Origin of the sequence: Lentisphaera araneosa HTCC2155 (assembly GCF_000170755.1) — a bacterium.
In the GTDB taxonomy this organism is placed as follows: domain Bacteria; phylum Verrucomicrobiota; class Lentisphaeria; order Lentisphaerales; family Lentisphaeraceae; genus Lentisphaera; species Lentisphaera araneosa.
Window position 1 is genome coordinate 1 of sequence record NZ_ABCK01000042.1, and the last position, 26,135, is coordinate 26,135.

At 41.4% G+C, this 26,135-nt stretch carries 22 protein-coding genes; 6 read left to right on the forward strand and 16 right to left on the reverse strand.

Annotated elements, in window-relative coordinates:
- Positions 1 to 795: 795 nt before the first annotated feature.
- The 9 genes from LNTAR_RS23300 to LNTAR_RS26340 all read right to left on the reverse strand — a co-directional run bounded on the left by LNTAR_RS23300 (position 796) and on the right by LNTAR_RS26340 (position 11,131).
- Positions 796 to 1,632 carry an IS3 family transposase gene (locus LNTAR_RS23300; RefSeq protein WP_007277234.1) on the reverse strand — a complete coding sequence of 279 codons (837 nt, stop codon included), beginning with the start codon at positions 1,630 to 1,632 and terminating at the stop codon, positions 796 to 798.
- Complete coding sequence (locus LNTAR_RS23305) at positions 1,629 to 2,012, reverse strand: transposase (protein ID WP_007277235.1); 384 nt, start codon at positions 2,010 to 2,012, stop codon at positions 1,629 to 1,631. The genes LNTAR_RS23300 and LNTAR_RS23305 overlap by 4 nt, the downstream gene beginning before the upstream one ends.
- A gap of 96 nt (positions 2,013 to 2,108) precedes the next feature.
- Positions 2,109 to 2,618 (reverse strand): rhodanese-like domain-containing protein, encoded by a 510-nt coding sequence (locus LNTAR_RS23310; RefSeq protein WP_202944973.1) that lies wholly within the window; start codon positions 2,616 to 2,618, stop codon positions 2,109 to 2,111.
- A gap of 74 nt (positions 2,619 to 2,692) precedes the next feature.
- Positions 2,693 to 5,818, reverse strand: a complete 3,126-nt coding sequence (locus LNTAR_RS26335) for a DEAD/DEAH box helicase (protein WP_007281242.1) — start codon at positions 5,816 to 5,818, stop codon at positions 2,693 to 2,695.
- A gap of 54 nt (positions 5,819 to 5,872) precedes the next feature.
- Entirely contained in the window at positions 5,873 to 6,958 is a 1,086-nt protein-coding gene (locus tag LNTAR_RS23320; protein WP_007281243.1) for an MlaD family protein, read from the reverse strand.
- 15 nt (positions 6,959 to 6,973) lie between these two features.
- Positions 6,974 to 7,729 (reverse strand): ABC transporter ATP-binding protein, encoded by a 756-nt coding sequence (locus LNTAR_RS23325; RefSeq protein ID WP_007281244.1) that lies wholly within the window; start codon positions 7,727 to 7,729, stop codon positions 6,974 to 6,976.
- On the reverse strand, positions 7,729 to 8,526 hold the full coding sequence (locus LNTAR_RS23330) for an MlaE family ABC transporter permease (RefSeq protein WP_007281245.1): 798 nt from the start codon (positions 8,524 to 8,526) through the stop codon (positions 7,729 to 7,731). Before LNTAR_RS23330 ends, LNTAR_RS23325 begins: the two co-directional genes overlap by 1 nt.
- Positions 8,523 to 9,023 carry a hypothetical protein gene (locus LNTAR_RS23335; RefSeq protein ID WP_007281246.1) on the reverse strand — a complete coding sequence of 167 codons (501 nt, stop codon included), beginning with the start codon at positions 9,021 to 9,023 and terminating at the stop codon, positions 8,523 to 8,525. Before LNTAR_RS23335 ends, LNTAR_RS23330 begins: the two co-directional genes overlap by 4 nt.
- Before the next feature lie 101 nt (positions 9,024 to 9,124).
- Positions 9,125 to 11,131, reverse strand: a complete 2,007-nt coding sequence (locus LNTAR_RS26340) for a TIGR00341 family protein (protein ID WP_083800132.1) — start codon at positions 11,129 to 11,131, stop codon at positions 9,125 to 9,127.
- Positions 11,132 to 11,345: 214 nt separating this feature from the next.
- On the opposite strand from LNTAR_RS26340, the gene nusB reads away from it, so the two are divergent.
- The 5 genes from nusB (at position 11,346) to LNTAR_RS23365 (ending at position 19,226) form a co-directional block, all read left to right on the forward strand.
- Positions 11,346 to 11,816: a transcription antitermination factor NusB gene (nusB, locus tag LNTAR_RS23345; protein ID WP_007281249.1), complete on the forward strand. Its 471-nt coding sequence runs from the start codon at positions 11,346 to 11,348 to the stop codon at positions 11,814 to 11,816.
- A complete protein-coding gene (gene ftsY, locus LNTAR_RS23350) occupies positions 11,813 to 12,748 on the forward strand; it encodes a signal recognition particle-docking protein FtsY (RefSeq protein WP_007281250.1) in 936 nt (311 codons plus the stop codon). Before nusB ends, ftsY begins: the two co-directional genes overlap by 4 nt.
- Before the next feature lie 112 nt (positions 12,749 to 12,860).
- A complete protein-coding gene (locus LNTAR_RS23355; RefSeq protein ID WP_007281251.1) occupies positions 12,861 to 14,888 on the forward strand; it encodes a M3 family metallopeptidase in 2,028 nt (675 codons plus the stop codon).
- Positions 14,889 to 14,979: 91 nt separating this feature from the next.
- Positions 14,980 to 18,345 (forward strand): S41 family peptidase, encoded by a 3,366-nt coding sequence (locus LNTAR_RS23360; RefSeq protein ID WP_007281252.1) that lies wholly within the window; start codon positions 14,980 to 14,982, stop codon positions 18,343 to 18,345.
- On the forward strand, positions 18,291 to 19,226 hold the full coding sequence (locus tag LNTAR_RS23365; RefSeq protein ID WP_007281253.1) for a carbohydrate kinase family protein: 936 nt from the start codon (positions 18,291 to 18,293) through the stop codon (positions 19,224 to 19,226). The genes LNTAR_RS23360 and LNTAR_RS23365 overlap by 55 nt, the downstream gene beginning before the upstream one ends.
- Here LNTAR_RS23365 and LNTAR_RS23370 read toward each other — a convergent pair.
- The 7 genes from LNTAR_RS23370 to LNTAR_RS23400 form a co-directional block, all read right to left on the reverse strand.
- Positions 19,215 to 19,661 (reverse strand): roadblock/LC7 domain-containing protein, encoded by a 447-nt coding sequence (locus LNTAR_RS23370; protein ID WP_007281254.1) that lies wholly within the window; start codon positions 19,659 to 19,661, stop codon positions 19,215 to 19,217. The genes LNTAR_RS23365 and LNTAR_RS23370 overlap by 12 nt on opposite strands.
- A gap of 3 nt (positions 19,662 to 19,664) precedes the next feature.
- Complete coding sequence (locus tag LNTAR_RS23375; RefSeq protein ID WP_007281255.1) at positions 19,665 to 20,267, reverse strand: GTP-binding protein; 603 nt, start codon at positions 20,265 to 20,267, stop codon at positions 19,665 to 19,667.
- 1 nt (position 20,268) lies between these two features.
- Positions 20,269 to 21,042 (reverse strand): hypothetical protein, encoded by a 774-nt coding sequence (locus LNTAR_RS23380; RefSeq protein ID WP_007281256.1) that lies wholly within the window; start codon positions 21,040 to 21,042, stop codon positions 20,269 to 20,271.
- A 143-nt stretch (positions 21,043 to 21,185) separates the two neighbouring features.
- The gene (locus tag LNTAR_RS23385) at positions 21,186 to 21,842 is read right to left on the reverse strand and encodes a lysophospholipid acyltransferase family protein (RefSeq protein WP_007281257.1); all 657 of its coding nucleotides are present in this window, start codon (positions 21,840 to 21,842) and stop codon (positions 21,186 to 21,188) included.
- Complete coding sequence (locus tag LNTAR_RS23390) at positions 21,839 to 23,209, reverse strand: phytoene desaturase family protein (RefSeq protein WP_007281258.1); 1,371 nt, start codon at positions 23,207 to 23,209, stop codon at positions 21,839 to 21,841. Before LNTAR_RS23390 ends, LNTAR_RS23385 begins: the two co-directional genes overlap by 4 nt.
- A 52-nt stretch (positions 23,210 to 23,261) precedes the next feature.
- The gene (locus LNTAR_RS23395) at positions 23,262 to 23,513 is read right to left on the reverse strand and encodes an acyl carrier protein (protein WP_007281259.1); all 252 of its coding nucleotides are present in this window, start codon (positions 23,511 to 23,513) and stop codon (positions 23,262 to 23,264) included.
- Positions 23,514 to 23,602: 89 nt separating this feature from the next.
- Positions 23,603 to 24,862 carry a beta-ketoacyl-[acyl-carrier-protein] synthase family protein gene (locus LNTAR_RS23400; RefSeq protein ID WP_007281260.1) on the reverse strand — a complete coding sequence of 420 codons (1,260 nt, stop codon included), beginning with the start codon at positions 24,860 to 24,862 and terminating at the stop codon, positions 23,603 to 23,605.
- Between the two features lie 168 nt (positions 24,863 to 25,030).
- Between LNTAR_RS23400 and LNTAR_RS23405 the strand changes: the two genes are divergently transcribed.
- The gene (locus LNTAR_RS23405; RefSeq protein ID WP_007281261.1) at positions 25,031 to 26,074 is read left to right on the forward strand and encodes a 3-oxoacyl-ACP synthase III; all 1,044 of its coding nucleotides are present in this window, start codon (positions 25,031 to 25,033) and stop codon (positions 26,072 to 26,074) included.
- Positions 26,075 to 26,135 lie beyond the last annotated feature (61 nt).

The window sequence follows — 26,135 nt, forward strand, 5'->3', positions numbered from 1 at the left end:
TCTCGGTTGGCAAAGCTTTGACCAACACCAAGAAGACGGCCTCACCTACACTCTAATGAAGAAAAAACTTTAGGCATATCCGAAATAGTCTAAAGATCGCTCATTTCATTCGCTGCAGATCGGCTTCGCCTGCAGATCGTTCGCAGGCTCACTGCAGTTAAAGACTTATATGGTGAAACCATTAAACTTTAATTAGCACAGGATGAAATCCTAAGGCAAATAATGAATCAACATTTCCCATGCCTTAAGGTATGGAACTCAAAAGACTATTAAATCAACTTATAGATTTTTCACGTAAGGCTTTCTTTAGAATTCTAAGAAGACATTTGACCACCGAGCACACGGAGAGCACAGAGAAGAAATAACTTTTAGTCATTAAAAACTCAAAACTTATAATTAAAAACAATCTCTCTTTCGCCCGTCGATGGCTGGCAAGGCTCGCAGGGATGGGGACAGCGTCCCTACAATTCCAACTCAAGCCTACTACTGAACCCTCAATTCAAAATTGCTGTTTATATCTTTCTTGGCGACTTAGCGACTTGGCGTGAAATAATAAATCTACTTTTCAATGAGATTAACAGGCAATAGCTACTCTTAAAATCCTCGCGCGAAGGCGCCAAGACACGAAGTTTTTGTTCAGTACTTATTCTTTAGTATTATCACGCAGAGTAAAATTATCTTACCCTTACCGCCCGTCGATGGCTGGCAAGCCTCGCAGGGATGGGGACAGCGTCCCTACAATTGTCAAGTCCTGAAAAATAGTTGTCACTTTTGTTTATGTTAATTGACTAATATTTATGCACATTGTGTTTCATGAACAACACTTGGAAATGAATATTCCAAAGCTGTATGAGGGCGACAATTATTGTATAAGTAAATAGCCTGCTTAATTGCTTTTTTAGCATCTTTAAAGTTCTTAAATGTTTCGCGTAAATGATATTCATACTTCAGTATTCCGTTGACTCTTTCAGCTTTTGAATTTTCATAGCAATGGTTTTCTTCAGTCATACTGACAGGAAGATTTCTATTCGTCAAGATTTCAATGTAATCGTGACAGCAGTACTGAGACCCACGGTCAGAGTGATGGATGGGGTATGACCCTTTTGGGAGACTTTTTAAAGCCATCTTTAATGCTTTGATACATCCTACAGCTTCTAAACTCTCTCCCACATTATAAGCAATAATTTTTCTAGAGAAGGCATCTGTGATTAACGCTAGATAAACAAAGCTTTTTGCAACTCTGATGTAGGTTATATCACAAACCCACACCTGGTTAGGTGCGGTTAACACCTTATCCTTTATTAGATTTTTGTAGACTTTAAAACGATGCCTAGAGTCAGTAGTTCGACAGTACTTCCTCTTTCTTTTGATTAATAGGCGTTCTTCGCGAGCTATATCGAATAAGCGATCTCGTCCTATCTGTATAGAATTCTCTTTGAAGTTATCTACTAACATATTCTGCAGCTTTCGAATTCCGAGCTCAGATTGAATGCAACGTTGTTCTTTAATAAGATCGATCACAAGTTTTCTATCTACTTCTTTTTTGGTGCTTAAAGATTTATTTTTATAGAAATTTTGCCGACTCATATGGAGGTGATTACAAAGTTGTTTAACAGTAAAGTGGCTATTCATTGATCTGACTCTTTTGACCGCTTCACACCGACTTTTTTTTTGAAGGCTTCTTTATCAGATACGCCGAACTCATCACAAGCTATATCAAAGTAAGCTTTATTCATAACATCACTTATCGCTAGTTCGGTTACTGTTTTCTCTAACTCAGCAATATGCTTTTTAAGAGCTTTAATCTCATCAATATCATTTTCTGTTTCCACTTTAATCACCTTTGGTAATAAGTCTGTTCTACCATACTTTTTGACCCAGGCTCTTACTGTACAAGAGCCTGATATCCCATAAGCTTGGCTCGCTTCTCCACAGCTTATAAATTTACCTTTGGAGATCTCGTTTACCACTTTTTGTTTAAATGATTCACTATATCTTATTGTATCTTTCATAGGTTTTTCCTATTTTAGATGACAACCTATATCAGGACAAGACAATTCCAACTCAATCCTTTTCATTGTCGACCATTCACCATAAACTGCTAGGGACTATGAACTCTTATTCCACGGCATTTTTGAGAGTAAGATACCCATACCGCAGGTATCGGTAAGTCCTGCAAAGATTAAACCCGCTCCTACAAAAGCTGATAAATATTCCGCTCCATTAAAGCCCAATTTCATTAAAATAACTCCCGTCAAAATTAAAGCGCCTGCACAAATCCGCACTTGTCTTTCTAGAGACATCACTTTCTTAATCACCAACAAATCTAAGCCCGCCGCCTTCCAATTATTGAGTCCTCCCTCGAGGCAAGTGACTTCTTCATTGAGCTCCTCAAGTTTTTCCGCAGCTTTTTTTGAACGTGCACCACTTTGACAAAGCAAAAGAAGTTTTTTATCGTCTCTCAAACTTTGAATCTTTTCAATGGACAATTGATCTAGGGGTAAATTAATCGAACCGGCCATGCGTTCACCACCAAACTCAAATTCAGTCCTTACATCAATTATTTGATACTCGGCTTGATTTTCCTTTAAATTTTTTGCAGAAATTTCAGTCATCATTTCACCTTAGTTTAAAGTTCACACTGCAATTTACTCTCCAAGCTACCCAGCTTCAACAAAACTTCTGACTTATCTCATTTGAGGATGGCTTTTAGATCATCTTGTTTTAATTTTCCCGTGAAAGCTCCTGCTTCGACGACGTCTTGGACTAATTGGCTTTTCTCTGCTTGAAGCTGTAGGAGCTTGTCTTCTATGGTGTCCTTAGCCACAATGCGGTAGGCACTGACGGCTTTTTCTTGACCAATGCGATAAGCGCGATCAATCGCCTGACTCTCGGCAGCTGGATTCCACCACGGGTCCATAATGTACACGTATTGAGCCTGGGTAAGGTTAAGCCCCGTGCCGCCTGCTTTTAAACTAATGAGAAAAAAGCGACATTTCTCGTTTTCATTAAACTCTTGTACAGGCACTTGACGATCTTTTGTGGAGCCATCTAGGCGGGTATAATTCCATTTATTCATCTGAATCGCTTCTTCTATAAGATCTAGGAATTGAGTGAATTGCGAGAAGATCAAGGCTTTCGCGCCACTCGCAAAAACTTGCTCTAATTGACTGATGAGCAAGTTGATTTTTGCTGACTCAATGTGACGGTAATCTTCGTTCACTAAATAGGGATGGCAGACCACCTGTCTCAAACGAGTGAGCGCGGCGAGCATATTGCCCTTTCCGCCGGGTGTCTCTTTGTCATCTTTCTGTTTTTCTTGAGAATAATAGGCGTGCATTTCGCGATAGATTTTTTCTTGCTCCTCTCCCAACTCACAGTAGAGAAGCTGTTCAGTTTTAGGGGGGAGTTCTTTCGCTACCTCCGATTTTTTACGACGAAGCATCAGGGGACGAATTGTTTGACGCAATGACTCGAGATTTTTCTCCGAACATTTTGCATCGAGGTACGTTTTAGCGAAGTGCTTATAAGTTCCTAATAAATTAGGATTGAGAAACTCAAAGAGGCTCCAAAGATCTCCTAGATTATTTTCTACTGGGGTTCCCGTTAAAGCAATTTTAAATTCGGCATTGATGAGGCGCATGCTCTTCGAAGTCATGGAAAGGGGATTTTTCATGGCCTGGGCTTCATCGGCGACACAAATAGAAAACACCCGTTCTTTAAGTTTAACCGCATCACGCATCAGAGTTCCATAAGTGGTCAATAAAACTTGACCTTGAGTGAGTTTATCTAAAACTTTCTTTCGCCCGGCTCCAAGGTATTGAAAGACTTGTAAACTGGGTGAAAAGCGTTGGATTTCTTGCTCCCAGTTAAATAAGAGTGAACGTGGTGCGACAATCAAAACGGCTTTGTCGAGCTCACCTTGTTTCAGAAGCATGTGCAGAAAGGAGAGTACCTGAACTGTCTTGCCTAGCCCCATATCATCGGCTAAACAGGCGCCCAACTTTAGCTTTCGCATTTCAATAAACCATGCTAAAGCTTGCTTTTGATAATCGCGTAGCTGAGCTTTGAAATCTGGGTGGGCTTGATGTGTGCCGAGTGATTTAAATTTCTCGACCCTTTCGGATAAGGTCTGATAATCAAAGGTGCACTCACCTTCTTCGATAGCCTTAAGTGATTGCTCCACAAGTAGAGCTTGCTGACGATGAAAGCGCATACCCTCTGTACCCAAATCACCCAATTCTGTGAGTGCGGTAAAGTTTTTGAGCCAATCTTCTGGTAGAAGGCCTAAGCTACCGTCATCTAAGACGACAAATCTATCTCCATTCATCCATTGTTTTAGAATATCTGGTAAACTAACTGAGGCACCGTCGAATTCGAGTTTACCTTGTACTTCCAACCAATCTTGATTGCTAGATACATTTATGGCAAAATCGCGAGGAACTCGCAAAGATTTGCCTTCCGCTAAAGTCTCCCATTTCCTTTGCTTTAATGCAGGGACAACTTCCGGCAGTTTAGCTGGCAAAAGTTTCCAGCCAGGTTCAGGCCCCGAAGTCGTGAACTCAAAGCCTAGGGTGTAGAGTAGTTCACGAGCAAATTTCTCCTCACGAAAATCACGTTGATAAATCTGTTTATTTTTTATATCGACGACTGATTCATCTTTGGAGGAATCGGCAATTTCTCCCTCACCATAAAGCCAATTAAGCTCAACGTGAAGCATCTCTCTATTTTTAACTTTGAACTCCGCTGTAGTGAAATAGAGTTTTCCTTGAAAGAGACTTTGCGATTGAGTTTCTTTTGACTCATAGCGTAAGGCTTCGGGCAAATGCTGCGTGTCGAGTTCAGTATTTGCGAGGTATTTCTTGACCCAAGCGGCGACTTCATCAGCGCTTATAGTGAAATGACCCAATGGGTAGTCTTTGATTAAATCTTGCGGGCCTCGCAGATCATAGAACAGGATTTCCCCTGGAACATATAAGATTCCAGGCATAAACTCTTCATAAGCGCGAAGTCGGTTTTGCGAAGAGCGCAAAGCTAGACTCAATTGTAGGCTCTGATCAGGAAGTTCGATCCCCTGTAATTCCAAATGCCAATCACCTTCACTAGCGTGTATTTTTTTGAGTTTGCGTTCTTTCCCGCGCCAATAAAGTTGTTTTGATTTATATAAACCATGCAAGTCTTCTGCTCTCACGCCTTCAAGCTCAACAAAAAAGACTTGCCCTTCATTAAGCAATGGTAAGTCACTAAAGCGTTTTAATAGTTTGGCATCTTCTGGGGTGCATTCACCCGATCGGGGGTCAAAGTAACCCCCACGACCATTGGATTTCCAAAAGAATTCTAAACGATTATCATAGAGACAAAAGAGTAAACGCACTTCGCAGCTTGGATTTTCTATCGCGGTGATTTTATCAAAATATTTTTGGGGTTTTGGAACATAGGCTTTCGCCTTCACTTGCTGATGATGAAATTTTTGAGTCGCTTCCTCCACGGGCTGCTGTAAAGGGATTTCACCGAGTGGTAAAAGCTTTGCGGCAACGTTTTTTTTGAGTGCTTGCAAAAGGACTTCACGTTCTTGGGCGACTTCAAGAACTCGCGCTAAATGATCACAAAAGCGCTCTGAAGTGGATTGCTCACATTCACAGCTTGCGTAGAGGCGACGTTGGTTAATCTTGAGCTCACAGAAAATACTTTCTGATCCTGTATCAACTTCTGCAATGCCGTGATCGGCACTCGCCTCATCGAAGCGAATCAAGTAATCCTGACGCGCACTTATATCCGCGTCGAAAAAGTCGGCAAATTTCTCAAATAAATTTTTCATTGCCAAATATAGAGTCAAGCTAAACTAAAGCATGCTTAGAACAGCACTTAAAACTTAATTTTTCCCTTGAATCAAAGCGTTGGGATTACGCTCTAAATAATCTGTAAGACGGCGAATTGAATCGAGTGTTCTATCGAAACTATCTAAGCTAGCTGAGGTGTCTTTAGCGAGACCAACGACTGCCTTACCTATTTTTCCTTCACCTGCAAGCATTTTCTCTAACTGCGGAGTCAAGGATGCTAAGGCTTTGAGATTTTTCTCTACCGTCGCAAGGGCCACTGTCACACCATCACTAATTTTGCTAAAATCTTTACCGATCATGTCGGAAGTTTTGGTCACACTTGCCAAAGCCTTATTGAGTTCAGCACTATTGACATCGAGCTTAGCTAAAGTCTTTCTCACGCTAGTTGTTGTATCACCAACTTTGGCGGCAATAATTTCTTTCTCTAAGACCTCAGTAAATTTGTCGATGCGTTTTAATGATGAAGAGAGGTCCTTACTCAAAGTCAGGAGCTCACTCGTGGCAAACTTATCGAGGCTAGCCATCGTTTTTTCAGCACTCGACATGGCTTTTTCGGCATTTTCTCCAATTTGTTGAAAATCAATTCTAGCGACCCCATCCATGATTTTTTCTACATCGAGGACGATATCTTCCAGAGAAGAACGTAGTGCAGGAATATAGGTTTCAGTCACCGTAAATGGGAGCTCGACTGAGTTATCACGCTTCATGTCAACGTAATCGAGCTCAATATATTTCATCCCGGTGATGCCCGCATAATTTAAACTAACTCGCAAACCTTTATCTACTGCCTCGACGATGTAGCCTTCGAAGCGCAATTGAGCTTGAGCCTCCGACATTTCCTTCATTTCACTATCACTGACATTACGAGGAACCGCCGACATAGTGACTTTCACATATTCTTGTTCCCATAGTTCGACACTTGAAACTCGACCAACGGTCACCCCCTTAAGCTTAACTGACGAACCCACTTCTAGTCCCTGTACACTGCGATCAAAGTAGGTGACGAAATCATAACTCTTGCGAAATTGCTCTCGCAAGCCTAAATAAAATAAGGCAAGTACAAAGAGTACTAAACCAGTCAGTACAAATATACCCAATTTGAAATGTTTATTTTCCATTTTCTTTCTCCTAAGTTAAGTCTGTACTGATTCACGTCGATTGAGGAAATCGCGAACCCATTCATTTTTTGATTCATTTTTTAATTTTCGAGGATCGCCATCTTCAATAATCCTCTTAGTTTCTTTATCGAGCATAATAATTCGATCCGCAATCGAAAAAATGCTCTCGAGTTCATGCGTCACAATCACAATAGTGGTTTTGAACTCTTCTCGTAATTTCAAAATCAAAGCATCTAGATTTGCGGCAGAAATAGGATCCAAACCAGCCGAAGGTTCATCGAAAAATAAGATATCTGGATTGAGCGCCATTGCGCGGGCAATGGCGGCTCGCTTTTTCATACCTCCACTAATTTCAGCTGGGTAAAAGGTATTGAATTCATCGAGTTCCACTAAAGCTAATTTTTCCATAGCACGCTCATGTCTTTCTTGCGGGCTCATATCAGTCACTTCTTCGAGGATCATGGTGATATTTTCTTCTAAAGTCATGGAGCCGAACAAAGCTCCTGACTGATACATAACGCCAAATTCTTTCATGATATCACGCTTTTTTTCTGCATCCGCTTTTACGATATTTTTACCCTTAATCGTAATATCTCCTGCCATTGGTTTGTAAAGACCAATCATATGCTTTAGCAAGGTACTTTTGCCACAACCTGAGCCCCCTAAAATGATAAAAATCTCGCCTTGCTTGATTTCAAAATCAAGGCATTCCATGATAACACGGTCACCATAGCCCATTTTCAGTTTGTCGACTTTAATAACTGCTTCCATTAGCCCCTCAACTGAGTGAAAATAATTGTCATTAGTGTATCGGCAACGATAATTAAGAAGATGCCCGAAACTACGGAAGAAGTGGCCGCTTTACCGACGCCTTGGGCATCGGATGAACTATTCATGCCACGGTAGCACCCCACCATGGATATTATGATTGCAAAAGCAAAGGCCTTGGCCATACTTTCCATAACGTCTAAATAATGAATGGCTTTTATCGTTTGATTTAAGTAGGCAATGAAGGGGAGTTTGAGCTGAACCACACCCACAAAAAATCCACCCAAAATACCTAAGAGGTCACCAATCAAAGTTAAGATAGGCATGACGACCATCATGGCAATCAGTTTAGGGATAATTAAAAAACGCGGCGGAACGAAGCCCATAGTCGTGAGTGCATCAATCTCCTCATTAACTCGCATCGTGCCAAGTTCAGCGGCAAAAGCAGAACCCGCACGACCCGTTGCGATCATCGCAACCATGAGTGGCCCAAGTTCTTTAACAATAGAAAGACCCACTAAATTGGCGACGTAAATATCGGTACCAAACTGCTTCATTTGAACAGCTGATTGGAAGCCTAAAATCAACCCCATTAAAAAGCAAATTAAAGCGACAATCCCTGTAGCTTCTCGACCACAACCATCCATGTAATAGAGGGTGCTTTTCCACTTTATTTTATGAGGATTTCTGATGCCAAAAATAAGTTCTTCTGTAACCTCGCCAATGAAAGCCAAGATATTTTTAGACTCTTGAAAGAAACCTACAAAGTTACGACCAAAACTGGAAACTAAGTTTTTCACTTTCCTTCAATAATTTTCTTGTCTAGCTGTTTGAAAAGGTCTTCAACTGCAAGCGACATGGCCTCAGCTAGTGATTCGCCATCCTGCGCGGTGAATTCATGTGAACTTTTTAACTTAAACTTTTTGGTCTGATCCTCACTACTTAGTGTGAAATTCATACTAACTTGGGCTTCTTTACTCTCAAGATCAAAAACAAACTCATTGAGTTCACAGTATAGGTCATTTCCCCCCAAAGCGAAATGATTTTTGAGCTCAGTTTCAATAAGACGATCAGGCGTTCCTTGCCAACGTTCAAATTCGCGTAACTCAAGTCTTGTACCATTTTTTAAATTCATTCTTTGATGAATTTTCACACTTGAACGGACCGATGCAATTTTGACGGCTGTTGCAGATTCGCCCTTTAAATTTAAGGTATAAAACTCAACGGGAACTGACTTTCCTCCGATACAGGAAAAAAACAGCACTAAAGAACTCAAACTAATTATATACTTACGCATACTTGCGCCCCTTTAATATTAACACTCTCTAATAATTGTACCTTTAGTGTAAAAGTTCCATTCTAGCTATGCAAATATTTAATTAAATCTAAATATATGACTTATTTAGTTGGTATTTGTTTCTTAGGTTTATTTAACTCGTTTTTAATCTCGTCCTGAACTTCTTCTTCAATCTTTTCTTCGAGCTCGAGCTCGACCTTCTTTTCGATCTGCTTATCCACTTCTTTATCGATTTCTTCTTCGACTTGTTTTTCAACTTCTTTTTCGAGTTTGATCTCAATTTTTTCTTTAATTTTCTCTTCCAAAGCTTGATCTCGTTTTTCAAGAATTTTCTGTGCTCGCTTCTCCAGATTTTCATCGCGCCAACCATCCCTAAGAGCATGAACCTCAATCACTAGCTTGGCATCCCCCATTTTCCTACGCACTAAGTCGGTGAGATCATCTATGTAGTATTTCGGCATCCGTTGTGAAGAAGCCAAGATAATCATCACATCTGTAGGGTCAGAATCACTTCCTGGTCGCCCATGTAAAAGCAGTTCCACATCTGGTAATGATTCGATGTAATCAACGATACTTTTGGTCACATGCTTAGCGACAGGATACAAATTTGGCGAGGGTTTCCCCAAGTTGATATTGCGCTCGAGTTCTAAACCTAGAGGAATGGCAAAAATAATCAGCACCGAAGCTAATGCACCTAATGCTTTGTAAACCCAAGTATTGCGTTGGGCTTGCATCTGCATACTATTGATCTCAAGAATATTAAAGGTAATTGAGGCCCCTAGAATAATCGCCACCAAGTTTGTCGAGAAAAGTAAAAAAGCACCAAAGGCGGTGGGAATCTTTCCGTAAGACAAGGCAATCCCAACTGAACAAAGCGGAGGAACTAAGGCAGTTGCAATAGCAACCCCAGCAACTGCGCCACCAATATTAGGCCGTGCTAAGGCATACGCCGCTGCACAAGCCGCAAATAAGGCCACAAATAAATCGAGTATATTGGGCACACCACGGGACATCACTTCTGAAGTCAGTTCCTGCCCTGGCGTTGTAAATCCTACTAGAAAGCTTACGCCAATTGTCAGTGCGACTCCCACCGCAATGGTTTTACTCGACTTCAGACCCAAGCGTGCATTACCCTGTACTAAAGCTAAACCACAACCAATCATGGGTGTCATCAGAGGAGCTAAAAGCATGGAACCAATAACAATAGCGGCCGAATCCTGCAAAAGTCCAAATGATGCAATAGCTGCGGCAAGTCCCAACATGACCATGAAGTCGGAGGTCAATACGGAGCCGCGCCTTAAACCAAGAACTAAATCCGCATAAGCTCGTGGGCTTAAATGAGGAATCCACTGAGTAATGCGTTTGGCCACGGCCATTTTAGGAGCTCGCTTGAGTAGTCCCACAAGCGGAAAGCGTTTATGGTCGCTCCATTTCGATAAGTCTTTCGAATTTTCTGCACCCGTTATCACTAAATCTACTTTATTGAAGTAGTAACTCAGCGATTCGTAATCGGCGTCGAGGTTTTCTACTCGAGCTTGCACCTTATCTTTGTTAACTCCACTCTCATCGAGTAAGTCATTCACCGCTTGCCGACCCACGATCTCGGAGTTAAAACTATTATCTTCTTCGAGCATCAGTAAAGGAACTTGCTCACCAGGATCCAAACATTTTGTTGCAATTTTAAGCGCCTGAGGATCATTGAATCCACCACTTGCCACTACACCAATGGTATCAATTGAACGTTGATGCTTGGTCCATATCAACATCGTGTCGATCGTGGATTCCTGGAAGATGGGGTACATGAGGGCATTTTCTTTGAATGATGGATGAAATGCCCCTATTAAAGCCCGGTGCTTATTACGATCAATGTATGCGCCGAGACTCTGTGCACTGTTCTCAACGGGCAATTCTGTAATGTCGTAAACTAAGCCAAAATCATTATTTATAGTTTTACTCAACTTTTGGCGAACCGAGGAAGTATTTTCCGAACCTTCCACATAAAGTAGTTCAATTTCCTTAATCTCGTACTTCTGTGCAAATTTCTCGACACAAGGAATGAGAAAATCCAACTCCTCTAACTTTCTGGCATACAATAATATTGACGACATTTTAATCCCAAAATTTAAACTATTTAACGCAATTTAGCTCAAGCCAAGATTTTGTCATCTTTGCTCTCTTCTTTAGCTCGTGAATTATCGAGGCTTTTCGTCATAAACTCTTTGTTTCTTGGAAAATAAAAAAATTATTTTTCTCTGTCTAGCCTTTTTTTCCTATTAGTGTATACTAGCGCGAAATTAAGAAACCAGAGATTTTTGACAGACTATGAGTAAGAAGATTAAACGCAACCCGCGTAGCCTGGGTCGTAAGTGGGCCCTCCAGTACCTTTATCAGAGCGATATTGCCAAGCTTGAATTCCAAGAAGAGGAGTTCGCTTTATTTATCGACCAAATAGAAAATGCCCCTTCTGCACCCAACGAACACGAGTCTAGCAAAGGCTTTGCTTTTGCACGAGAAATCATTCAAGGTGTGCTTGATAAGGTGAAAGAAATTGACGCCTATATTACTGAAGAAGCCAAAAACTGGAAAATTGATCGCATGGCGACAACTGACCGTAACGTGCTTCGCATCGCCGTTTTCGAACTCATGGAAATCAAAAGCAATCACCCCGTCGTCATTGTTAATGAAGCCGTCGAGCTCGCCAAAACATTCGGTAACACCGATTCATTTAAATTCGTTAACGGTATTGGTGACACGCTTGCACGCAAACTCCGTCCAGAGGAAATGGAAAAATGAAAGGTATTTTTGACGTCTTTAAAAAGGGACTTAAAAAAACTAAAACCGCACTCTTTCGATCATTTGAATCAGTTTTTTCAAATGTGGAAAAATGGGATGAAGATACTTACCGTCAACTTGAGGCTGCCCTCATTTCTGCTGACTTGGGTGTATCTGTCACGCAAAAAATCATTGCTGACATTAAAGAATCCTATAACTTGGGCGAGATTAAGACTTCCGAAGACATCATCAATATTGCCACGACTCGAATCACTTCAATTTTAGAAGACGATAATCGCCCCCTTAATATTAACACGAACGGCCCTACAGTTTTACTCATGGTAGGTGTTAATGGCGCAGGAAAAACTACGACTACGGGCAAGTTAGCCTACAAACTCAAACAAGATGGCAAATCTGTACTTTTGGCCGCTTGCGACACTTTCCGTGCGGCTGCGATTGAACAGCTCAAGCACTGGGGAAAACGCATCGACGTCCCGGTGATTGCAGGTCAACACGGTTCTGATGCCGCCGCGATTGCCTATGATGCCTGCGCGTCTGCAAAAGCCAAAAATGTTGATTACCTCATTATCGATACGGCAGGTCGCCAACACACTCGCCAAGACCTTATGGAAGAACTTCCAAAAATTCTTCGCGTCATTCGCAAAAACTTCCCCGAAGCTCCCCACGAAACTGTTTTAGTTGTGGATGGTTCTACAGGAACTAATGCCCTCTTTCAAGCGAGAGAATTTGGCAAAGCCTGTGAAGTCACGAGCCTCGCCGTTACCAAACTCGATGGCTCTGGAAAAGGTGGCGTCGTTGTTGCCATTAAAGATGAGCATACGTTCCCGATCCACTTTGTTGGCTTAGGCGAAAGCCCCGAAGACCTCCAACCATTTGACCCCATACTTTATGCCGAAGCCATTTTCGCTAAGGAAAGCCCTATAGCTGGCTAAAAATCCCAAGCCCGAATCATCCCATAAGATTCGGGCTTTTTCTATTCCCAAGATTTGAGATTCAAAGAAAAACACGCAAGTTTAATGAAATCAAATTTTTAGGAGTACTTCAATGGGTCAACTTCCCAACAATCTTCCCTCATTTTCAAGCTTTGATGCGAGCCAACTTAACCAGCAAGTCGATGACTTTTTAGCTTCCGCACGAAAAGATATCCAACAACTACTCGAGCAAGGTCATTTCACTTGGGATAATTTAATGCTTCCCCTCGAAGACATGGATGTCGAGCTCGGTAAGATTTGGGGAATCGCCTCGCACCTACACTCCGTTAAAAATAGTCCCGCACTCCGTGAGGCTTATAATTTAGCCCAACCAAAAATCTCTGAGTTTTATACCGAACTGGGACAAAACACTCAACTTTTTGAAGCCATAGATTCTCTGCAAAAATCAGCGGAATTCGAGAAGCTCTCCATCGGCCAACAAACTCTTATAAAAAATAGTATTCGTTCCTTCAAACTCTCGGGGATCGCCTTGCCAGAAGAAAAGAGAAAACGCTTTGCGGAAATCGCAAAAGAACTTTCTAGTCTCAGCACCAAGTTCTCCAATCAAGTTTTAGATGCCACGCAAAACTATCACCTGCATATTGAAGATGAAAAAGATTTAGCGGGCCTCCCGCAAAATGTCATTGATGCCGCCGCTGCTTGCGCAAAGAGCAAAGAACTCGAAGGCTGGGTCTTCACTCTCGACTTCCCATCTTTCCAACCCTTGCTTACTTATGGCGAGAGTAGCAAACGCCGTGAAGAAATCTACTTTGCTTACTCAACTCGTGCCTCAGAAGTGGGGCCAAATGCAGGCAAGTACGATAATACAGAAACTATCAAACGCATTCTCGAACTCAGACAAGAAGCCGCTCAGCTTCTCGATTTTAATAATTTCTCCGAAAAATCCATCTACACTAAAATGGCCGAATCACCTGAGCAAGTTTTAGGCTTCATTGATCAGCTCATCGATAAATCACAAGCGCAATCAAAAGAAGAAATTGAAGCCGTCAAAGCATACGCTAAAAACAATGGCTTTGAGGGTGACTTACAAGCTTGGGATCTGGGCTTTTATTCAGAAAAAATGCGTCAGGAATTCTACGAGCTCAATCAAGAAGAATTACGCCCCTACTTTAGCATAGATAAAGTCATGAAGGGTCTCTTTGAACTTGCCGGCAACTTATACGATATCCAGATTTCCGAAGCTCAAAATAAGCCCGATGTCTGGCAAGACGACGTTCGCGTTTACAATATCGAACGCAATGGCGAAACCATTGCGGCTTTTTACCTTGACCTCTATGCTCGCGCCGATAAACGCGGTGGTGCATGGATGAATGGCTGCTTATCTCGCCACAAGAATTCTCAAGGTGAACTCCAACTTCCCGTTTGCTACCTAGTCTGTAACTTTATGCCTCCATCCGAGGGGCAGCCCGGACTTCTTATTCACAACGAAATCACCACTCTCTTTCACGAATTTGGTCATGGTCTTCACCACATGCTCACCAAAGTTGATATTGCGGGCATCGCAGGTGTCAATGGTGTCGCTTGGGATGCCGTGGAACTTCCTTCTCAAATCATGGAAAACTGGTGCTGGGAAAAAGATGTCATCCGCTCACTTTCTGAGCACTTCGAAACTGGCGAAGTCATTCCCGACGATAAGATCCAACGCTTACTCGATGCGAAAAACTTTAACTCAGCACTCGCCATGATGCGCCAACTCGAATTCGCTTATTTTGACTTCAGTTTGCATATTGAGTCTGCTAAAAATAATTTTGCTAGTACTCAAGAACTCTTAAATGACGTTCGCCAAAGAACCGCCCCTCTGAATACTCCTGAATGGAATCGTTTCCAAAATGCCTTCTCACACATTTTTGCGGGCGGCTACTCAGCTGGCTACTACTCCTATAAGTGGGCCGAAGTGCTTTCTGCAGATGCTTATTCTCTATTCGAAGATGAGGGCATTTACAATTCTGAAACTGGCAAAAAATTCCTCAAAGAAATTTTGGAACGCGGTGGTGAAGAAGAAGCCGCTATCCTCTTTAAAAATTTCCGTGGTCGTGAACCCAAAAGCGAAGCCCTTTTACGTCATTCAGGAATTAAATAATTAAACTCAAGTGAAGCCTCAGACCTTTTGCTATCAGGGATCTGAGGAATTACCTTGAAAGAACTTAAAAAATTAACTTGGTTATGGACCTATGTTTAAACATCTTGTGATCGCACTTTCTTTCTGTCTCTGCATCAATGCACAAACAAAAATTGACATCCCCTACTCCCCGAGCTTATCGCCCAATGGTTCCCAAGTTATTTTTTCTTGGAACGACGACATTTGGATAAGTTCTAGTGAGGGTGGTCTCGCGAAAAGAATGACCCAGAGCAAAGGCCTTGATTATCGTCCCATGTTTTCACACGACGGTAAAAAAATCGCCTTTGAGTCCAACCGCCTAGGCCCAACCTACCTTTTTGTTATGCCAACCGTGGGTGGCCCCGCTAAGCAAGTCAGCTTCAATTCAGAAGGTTATCGCTTGCTGCAATGGTTCAGAGATAACAAGAGCCTCGCCTACAACTCAAATAGAAAACTTTTCGTCCCTCGCCAAGGTAGCCTACCTTATAAATTAGATACCGTAAGCCAGGAAACTGAAGAACTCATTTTCAACTCACGCATGCGTGAATTCAATTTATCCCCTGATGAGAAAAAAATCCTTTTTACTCGCGAAGGCTCACAAAATTATCGCAAAGCGTATCGCGGTTCGCAGGCTTCGCAAATCTGGTTATACGACTCCGAAACTCAGCAGTACACAAAAATCATTCACGAAGAATGGAACAACCGCACCCCGCTTTGGTCGGCGGATGGCAAGGGCTTCTTTTACCTCTCAGACGAGAGTGCTTGCAATGACTTGATGTTTTACGATTTCAAAAAGAAAAAGAGTCTATTACGCTACAGTGGCGAGGGCGAACACATTTTAAACATTAGCCTCTCGAGTGATGGCAGCACCCTCTCTTGGCGTCGACTCTTTGATTTATATACATGGAAACATCAAAGTCAAAAAGAGGCGAAGAAACTCGAAATCTATACACAGGAAGATTTAAATAGAAACAAGACTGAGAATCGCCAAGTTAAGGGTATCGACACCTTTGATGTTAGCATGGATGGCTTAGAAATGACTTTTGCTGAAGATGGCCTGATCTACGTGAGCGACAGTAAATTTTGTGAACCGATTCGCATCAGCGACAAAGACTCTTTTTGCATAGAACCCATTTTCTCAAATGATTTTGAAAGAATATTCTACCTCAAAGATAATGGACAGGACATGACTATCATGCAGGTTGAGAGAGCTGACAAAGAAAAGTATTGGTGGCAAAACCACGCCTTTGAAACTAGTGAGGTTTACTCATACAAAGGTAGTATCAAGGATCTAAATATTGCACCAGATGATTCACGTCTTTCCTTTGTGAGTGGTGATGGAAGCCTTTGGACATACGAGATTGAAAAAGGTATTAGAAAAAAAATCACCAACACTTGGATGGAGCCTGATTATTCTTGGTCCCCCGATAGCCAATGGTTTATTTATTCCTGCCCCAACGAAAACTATAATAGTGAAATTTTTGTCATTCCCTCCGATGCTTCCCAAAAAGCGATTAACATCTCTAGAAATCCCGCGTCAGATCGTTCCCCTACTTGGTCAAAAGATGGGTCTATGATTGCTTACGTGAGTGATCGATCACGCAATGACAGTGACATTATACTCGTCTACCTCAAAGGTGAAGACTATGAAATCAGCCCTCGCCAAATCAAATACAAAGATGCCCTCAAACACATGAAAGACGAACGGCCTCTAAAAAAAGACGAGGAAGATAAAGAAGAAGGTAAGGAAAACGAGGCAAGCAAAAATGAAGATGAAAGTAAAGATAAAAATGAAGACCCCACTAGCGAAAGTGAAAAAGAGGAAAATGAAGATTTAGCTGAGGCCTCCGAACAAGAAGCTGTAGAGGAAGAAAAAACTGAAAGCAAAGAAGATGACAAAGATGAAATCGTCTATGATTGGAAGAATATACATTTAAGAACTCATCATATTCGTCGTACTGGCAGTAATGAGAGTCGTCCTTTGTTCTCACAAGATTCCGATTCACTCATTTGTATTTCTGATAAAAAAGGCAGCAAAGGCACCTACACTTTTGATGCTATTTATAAAATCGACCTCGAAGAGAAATCTTATAGTTTTTTAACTTTTAACACGACAAAAAACTTCCCCATTAAGCCACTCAAGAAAAAGGGCTACTTCTCTTCCATTGCTTACGGTAAAGCGGCTGTAATGAGTCGTAAAAAGACATCAAAATTTGAGTATAACTTTTACCATACGGTTAATTTAGAGACTGAAAATAATTTAATTTTCTCTCACTCTTGGCGCCTACTCAAGGAGAAGTTCTATGACCCCAACATGAATAATTTAAACTGGGAAAACGTTTATGAGAAATACGCCCCTGCCGCTCGTGAAGCGAGTAATATTTGGCGTCTGAGCACTGCCATCAACATGATGGTCGGCGAGCTCAACGCCTCACATTTAGGTTTCTCTCCTAATGCCAGTTATCCTCCTGTACCTAAACGTTTAATTACCGCTCACACGGGACTGCGTTTTGAACGTAAAGACGGAAAACTTTTCATCGGTGAACTGATCCCTAAGTCTCCAGCAGCTAATATTCAGTATGATCTGCAAACGGGCGATCACATCCTCGAATTAAACTACACCGAAGTTAATGACAAGAGCAACTTAGACAAATTACTCACCGGTTTAGATCACCAGAGTATTCATATTAAAATCAAGACTTCGACTGGGGAAGTCAAAGACCACCTTATCGAGAGTATTAACCCCGATAAAACTCGCGCTCTACTCGACCAAGAAATGGTCGATCGTTTAACTAAAAAGACTGAAACTTTGAGCGATGATAAAATCACTTACTTACATATCGATAAAATGAACTTCGATTCATTCTATCAGTTCCACGACGAACTCTATTCAAAAGCCTATGGCAAAGACGGTATCGTGATTGATGTGAGAGACAATGCTGGCGGAAGTACAGCAGATCACTTAATGACAATTTTGACACAACCAGATCATGCTTTTTGCCAAGCCCGCGATCACCAAGTAGGTTATCCAGATAATCGCAGTATTTACACTCCTTGGAAAAAACCGATTGTTGTTCTTTGCAATCAAAATAGTTTCAGCAATGCCGAAATTTTTACTCATGCAGTCAAAACCACTAATCGAGGCCAAGTTATTGGCGTACCAAGCGCTGGTGGGGTAATCTCCACATGGGGAAGTAAAATCCTTAACAAGCACCGTTTCCGCCTCCCCATGCGCGGCTGGTATCTAGCTGACACAGGCTTAGACATGGAACTCAATGGTGCCAAACCCGATTATCTCATTTGGCCCGAAGCTGGAGATCTAAGTGCAAATCGTGATCCACAACTTATTAAGGCGATTGAAGTTTTAAAAAAAGATATAGTCGAATGGAAAAAGAAACGCGAGAAGATCCGCCCTATTCGTGCTCATCAAAAAAAATGATCCTCCCTTCTTGTCATTTACTGGGCATAGGTCTAAGCGTTCTCGACAGCTCTCTGTATATTGATTCTCATCCTCAAATTGATGAAAAAATAGAAGCTCACCATTCGAGTGAAAGTTTAGGTGGCCCAGCATGCATAGGCACTTTAACTGCTAATCATTTAGGCTTAAGCACGGTACTGATCAGCGCTATTGCCAAAGATTATCCTGGTGACTTTATTCGCAACAAACAACGTCATTTTAAGTCACATAGCCTTATAGAATTAGAAACAGATCAAACACCTCATGCCACGATCCTCGTGAGTTCTACTGGTGAACGTAGCGTTATTGCGTCACTCGCAAAAAATGTACGCCCCCTGAAATTAGAGGTCTCAACACCTCCTCAATACATTCTTGTGGATGGGCGCTATATCGACTGCTGTTTTGAGCTCATTATGGATTTAAAAAAACTAGGAAGTCAAGTCATTCTTGATGCGGGCTCCGCAAACCCTGGTGTACTGAGAATCTTACCGCATGCTGATATCATTATCGGCTCTCAAAAGTTTGCTCTTCATCATTCTAGGAAAGACAATATTGAAGATGCCTTTTCAGTACTAAAAGAGACATATGAACAAATCATTATCACTATGGGTGCTGAGGGTGCTAAATATTCTCTTGATGGAGATCTAGGTTCATTCCCTGCTGAAAAAGTAAAGGTACTCAATAGCAATGGTGCAGGAGATGTCTTTCATGGAGCTTTTATTGCGGGACTCGCAAATAAATTGAGCCTGAAAGAATGTGGTAAAGTGGCTACGCGTGTTGCTGCTTGGCATTGTACACAAGAGAATATTTCGGAGAGTCTCAAGAAGCTGGGTTCGAGTCAGCCTTTTAGTTCATTTCTTTAAAACGAAACTCACTGTTGGGTCTTCGGCTACAACTTCTTGCTTATTGGCCATTTTAGCCAAAACGTGATTCACTTCACGGCGCAATTTCCTCGCCATCATTCGCACTAAACCAACCTGAGAATTCTCTTGCTCAAAAACTGCCAATAAAATAACTTCTTCACACATTCCTGCAATAAATAGGCTACGATTGCCACCTTGGTGATAAACAGCTTCAAAGTCTTCTTCCCCTACAGTTCTTGCAAGCTCACGAGTCGCAGCAAAAGAACCTGCTGTTAATGCTGCCATTAAATCATTTTCGGCTTCACTTCCGGAATCCACTAGTACTGCTCCACCTTTATCACACAAAAGAGTTGAGCTCGAATCCGATAAACGTAAAAATTCGTCGAGTTTAGCCTGGAGCTCCAAACATTCAGCTTGGTTTAATTCATAGGCCATGATTTATCCTTGGTTTTTCTTTTGGATAAAATCATGGAGAACGAGTTTAGAAATGGCATTAAGAGTATCAAAAACACCTTCACCATCACAAGCGACACCATTCACAACCGGCATGCGAATAGGACCATTGTTAATCAGAAAATCCATGTACTCTACTGGAGCCACGTTTTTCATATCGCGTTTATTGTACTGAAAAACTAATGGCATCTCGTCTATAGAGCTGCCCTGCTCTTTCAAGTTTTCGTCAAGATTCTGTAAACTCTCAATATTCTCAGGCATCTTTTTCACTTGTGAATCGGCCACAAAAACAACGCCATCACAATTCCTCAACACGAGCTTACGCGTACTATTGTATTTCACCTGACCTGGCACTGTGTACATTTGAAATTTTGTTGTGTAGCCTTCGATTGCATCCGATTTAAGTGGCAGGAAGTCAAAGAACAAAGTTCGATCTTGACTCGTTGCCAAAGAAGACATTTTCCCTTTGGCATCTCCGGGCATCTTTTCGTGAACTATTTGCAGGTTTGTGGTTTTACCGCATAAGCCTGGACCATAATAAACAATCTTAAACTGAATTTCTTTTTTTGCATAATTTACTACTGCCATATCAACTCCCTTTAGCAAAAGTATTGAAGGACTGAACGTCCGTAAGATAAAATTTTACTGGTAGAGTGAAGTAATCCCTTAGTACTTTTTTCACTACTTCATTAAACGGATTCAACATTGCGACACTCACTTCTGACTTAGTTACAGAAAATATAAGCAGTTCACAATGAGATATCAATTTTTTAGGGAGTAGTTCCAGCTCATTTGAGTAATGAAATTCAGTTAAATCAACATATTCCATAGTACTCATACACTTTAGAGCCTCTAATACGTCAGAATAATTTAAACGATCACAGTCGGGCAGATGACTAACAACGCCTTTCCAATGGGAGTCTTTCTTTTCATTTCTTGTATTCATGAAATGTCGGCAAAGCTCTACATAACTAGACGAATCCAAAGCTCCTGCTTCTTTGAGGCGAATTAGAAAATCAAGATGAGGTCGAATATCGCTCCACTCACTGATGCGAGATTTAAAAAATTTTGTTTCTTCTTTCTTGCAAAGCGATATGAGTTCATGAATTTTTGAGTGATTTCGAAAAAAAGACCCAGTCTTATTTCTTGAATTGGATCCATAGAAATCTTCAATATCGAGTTCGCCTTGACGAGCAATTTCTAATCTTTGCTTAAATTCAGTCGTTTTAGATGCATCTCCGCATTTTGTATAAATCTCCACTAAGCGATTCAAAGCAAACTCATCGTGAGGCAAATTAATTAACACGGCTTCATAGACACGTGCCTCGTCGAGTAAGTGCTCATTTTTTTCTGATTGTGACATTTTCTAACCACCCAAAGTTTCATCCTAATAATGAAATACGCTCTCATAACATAATCCTTAAATAGAATAAAAACTTTCACCTTAAAACACAATCTTTATTAGTAATAAATCAGATCTATTTTGATGAATTTTTTAGAATCTCTTTATTTGAGCTGACTAATCTTATTAAGAGCTTGAGTAAACTCTTGCTTGGAGGCTTCAGTATTCTCTTCAAAAACTAAACCCTCGCCAAACTCCACAGTCATTTTCGAAAACGGTAGAGGTATGTAAAGCTTATCCCATGTGGGCAATTTAAATGAGGCAGAATAACGAGCACCAATTGGCACTAATTTTTTCTGTGACTTAACCGCCAACATCATCACGCCAGGCTGAGCTTCATAAATGGGACCTCTTGGTCCATCTGGAACAATACACATCAGCTTATTAGGCTCACGTAAGACCTTTAGAGATTTAATAAAAGCAACCGCCCCACCTTTATCTTTTTTCTTGCGTTGCGCTGAGCCTCTAATTACCGAAAATCCGCGACTTATCATAATATCGGAAATCATTTGTCCATCACGAGATTTAGAAGCCATACCTGTACTCTTTTCACACACACCGCGTTCAAAAACATAAGACAAGGCTAATACTTGATTATGCCAAAATGCAATAATAAAGGATTCGTCATCATCGTCTAAACAAGATACATTACCGATAAACTCACGTCGTACAGTAAACATCCATACACTAAAAAAAGCACAAAAGATATTAAGGGTGATCTTATAGAGTCTCCCCTCTGGATCAAATAATTTCTTGATCACAGCAGCAAGTACTTGTTGGAGATTGAAATGCCAGATAACAAGGCCCCCACAATACCCAAAAATCCTTGATCCGTACCACAAAGGTAGAGGTTTTCTGTTGGCAACTCACCCGACTTAACTTTAATCGGCGAGCCATAGATCGCACCATTGATATGCGAGGTGAATTTCTTAACTGTTAGCGGTGTAAAAGCATCGGTGTAAACAACGCGGTCGCGAATTTTATCACCAAAGCCAGATGTATTAATCTGCTCTTGGACAAACTCCTGTTTCGTACGAGCGTATGTTGCTTGATCCATGTCTTTCCAAAGGTAATAATTCGCCAAAGAAGTGAATCGAACCAAACCTTCGCGCTCCACTTGATCGGCGTAATCAAAGTTCCCTGGCATACAAATCACACCTGACTTACAGGAATAGGGATCTGGAGTTTTACGGTACTTAAACTCTTCTTCACGGTTGAAGAAAATGATCGTCTCTTCTAAACCAAGGTCCTTCACTGGGGTATCTAAAACTAGTATGGACTCAACAAAAGAGAGCTCGCCAGCGACTCCCTGAGGAACATCTTCTTGTAATAGCTTTAAGGTCTCACCATAACCCGCAGAAGACAAAACATTATTTGCCTTGAGTACTTCCCCATTCTCAAGCTCAACACCTATAGCTTTATTATTGTGACGCAAGATCTGCTTCACGCCCGTCTTCATACGGACTTCAGCTCCATTATCAAGTAATTTCTTGCGCAGAATCCTTAGCAAGTGACGCACACCCGTTCTGGGGCGACAAAAGCCTTCTAAATACAAGCTTTTGAACATGATACAAAACTGCGAGAAATCCATATCATCTTCAACTGCGCTGCCGTAGTACATAACTGGACAAAAAATCATATCTCTTAAAACTTTTGACTTCACAAAGGTCGCAACAACGTCTTGTGAGGAAACGTATTTGGCATCAAGTGAGACATCATCATAAGTTTTCACGTGCTCAACTAGCCTCAGGAAACCATCCACTTCATCGGGAAACTCACGGGCTACTTCGTCTGCCATCATCGTAAAAGAGTTGCCAAAGGCAATCTTATTTTCTGGAAAATCAATGGCGGAATAGCTCTGTTCGATTAGGTCTAAATCATCATAGGGAATCCGAAGCTGACGTAAGAGCTTCGTTAAAGGAGCTGATCGTTGGCCACGCTTAACAAAGTTTGTCATGGCGTGAAGGCCTACGTCGAAACGACGACCATCTTTAGAAAAATGCGAATTAAGGCCACCAGGAATCGCATGCTTTTCAAGCACTAAAACCTTTTTACCGTAATGTGCTAAACGAATGCCTGCCGCTAAGCCGGACATACCTGCACCAATAATAATTGTATCGTAAGTCATAAGAAATAAAAAAGGGGACTAAGAAGTCCCCTAATCGAAAGCTTTATTCAAATTAAATATCTTTCATTTTTGGCTCGAGGTAAGCAACGCAACTATCAAGAGTTGCAAGCTCACCGTAATCAGCCTCTGGAACTTCTACGTTGTAGAGTTTTCTAAGTTCCATAACAATATCTAAAAAATCCATAGAATCCAATTCAAGTTGATCTCTAAGAGCAACTGCTGGATCAATATTGCTGCAATCTTCGTCTGGCACAATATCTTTTATAATGTCAATGATTGCCTGCGCAATACCTTCATTTGTCATTTAACGACTCCAAAATTATTTATATTTTAACTAATGTTAAGTTTGTAAAGATGCCGAATATAATCCGATCTTATACATCAAGCAAATCATTAGTCTAAAAAACGACTCACAATCAAAGCAGAATTGATCCCTAACATCCCAAAGGAGTTATTAAGAATGTGATCTACTGACTCTAATTGAATTGGCTCCTTGGTAACAAGATTATTCACTGCGCATTCAGGATCGACATTATCAACATTCATACAAGCATGCACCTTGTTATCTTCGAAAGATAATAAATTACCTGCCAACTCCAAGGCACCTGCACCACCCATAGCGTGACCAATAAAGCCTTTCGTATTATTCACATAGGTTGTCGCTGAGGAACCAAAAACTTCGTTAATGGCTTTCGATTCTTGGATGTCACCCGCACTCGTACCGGTTGCGTGAGTATTTACGATGTTGATGTCATGTGCCGAGAGCCCCGCTTTACCTAAAGCTTTATTCATGCATTGAGCTTGGCGTTCGTTATTTGGTAAAACAAAATTTGTTGCATCAGAGTTAATGTGATAACCCGTTATCTCACCATAAATCTTGGCGCCACGTGCCAAGGCATCATCTAAGCGTTCCAAAGTGTAAAGCGCTCCACCTTCAGAAATCACAATACCATTGCGATCGACATCAAAAGGACGACTCGCTTTTTCAGCAACTTCATTCTCGGCCAAAGCCCCCTGACTCTTAAACGCAGCAAAAATACCAAATGTATGAATACTCTCAGAAATACCACCTGCGAGAGCTACATCAACTTCACCCAAGAGCAACTGTTGTAGTCCATTGATCAAACCCACATTACCAGCTGCACAAGCTGCACCTAAACAGTAATGCGGCCCCGTGAGACCAAACTTAACTGTAACTTCACCAGCTGGATTATTTGCAACAGTTCTTGGATTATGGTGATGCGTCCAATATTTCACATCGTAATCAAATTTACTTAAATTATAAACTTCGTTTTCAGTCTCAACGTTTCCGTGCTCCGTTGTACCGACAAACACACCAACTCGCGAACGATCAATTGACTCTAAATCTAAACCTGCATCTGCTAAAGATTCTCCAGCACAATAAATACTAACTGAACCTGCACGTGTACCGACACGAAGTTCTTTTTTTGTCTGATATTTAAGCTTATCAAAGTCACAGGCTCCAGCAAAAGTATCACCTATATACCTTATATTATAGTCACTTATCCCCGACACTCCGTCTAAAAGGTTTTGACGGTATTCTTGCAAGTTATTTCCGTTGGGAGACGTTAGTCCCACACCAGTAATAACTATGCGAGCAGAAGGCGCTTTATCTTTTGTCTTAGCTTGCAAAATTTTATCCTAATTTATGTACTTGTTCATTCAATAAAACATAAGAATATCGCCAACTTAATACTAATACAACTTTATAAAGCACATTCTTCCAAGATACTGAGCTGTTGACAGGGCAGTTTTAAACATTATACTACTCGCCGTCTCAAAAATCAGCCCTCTATCTAGATGTATAACAAAGTAAAAATCGACGGCTTCAAAGCCCATATCCCTGACTCAATCCTCACTTCTGAAGCAGTAGAGGACATGCTTCGCCCCGCCTACGATAAACTCAATCTATCGAAAGGGCGACTCGAAATGTTTACAGGTATAAAAGAACGTCGCTACTGGCCTCTAGAAAAGAGACCTAGCCAAGTTTCTGCAGAAGCCGCAGAAAAACTCATTTCAGATTTAGGTGTCGATAAAAGCGAAATCGACATTGTCATTCACTGCTCAGTATGCCGAGACTTCCTTGAACCCGCTACCGCTAGCGTTGTCCACAACTTACTCAATCTACAGCCTCACGCTTTAAACTTCGACATCTCCAATGCATGCCTAGGCGTCATCACTGGCATGAAAGTCATTGCAGATATGATTGAAGCCGGAACTATTAGACGAGGACTTCTCGTTTCTGGCGAAATCGGCTTCCCACTACTCAAGCAAACGATCGATCATTTAAATAGCCAAGAACACTTAAGACGCCAGGATTTCAAACCACACTTTGCTTCCTTAACTATTGGATCATGCGCGGCAGCCGTCATGCTTTCTCATGAAGATCTTGCTGACAAAGAAAAGAGTCACAAACTCCTAGCGATAAACTCTTATTCAAACACCAAACAAAACGACCTCTGCCAAGGTGGGCACAACAACAGCTCCTCGAATGGGCCGCTCATGCAAACTGACTCAGAAGCTCTGCTGGTCGCAGGTGTAGACACAGCAACTAAAGCCTGGCCCGCATTCCTAGAAGAGACTCAATGGAAAGTTGAAGATTTTGATCGTTGCTGCACACACCAAGTTGGCTCTGCACATACGCGCCTGCTTTTCGAAAGCCTTGGGCTCAACACAGACTTAGACTTCCAAACCTTCGACAAATTAGGTAACTGTGGCTCAGCTAGCCTACCCGCCACAACCGCCCTAGCCGCCGAAGCTGGACATTTACAAAAAGGTCACAAAATCGCCTTACTTGGCATTGGCTCAGGCATTAACTGCTCTTTGTGTGCAATCGAATGGTAAATTCATACGCTTTGTCCACTTTTTTGTATTGACACCAATTTATTTCCTCTATAAATTACTC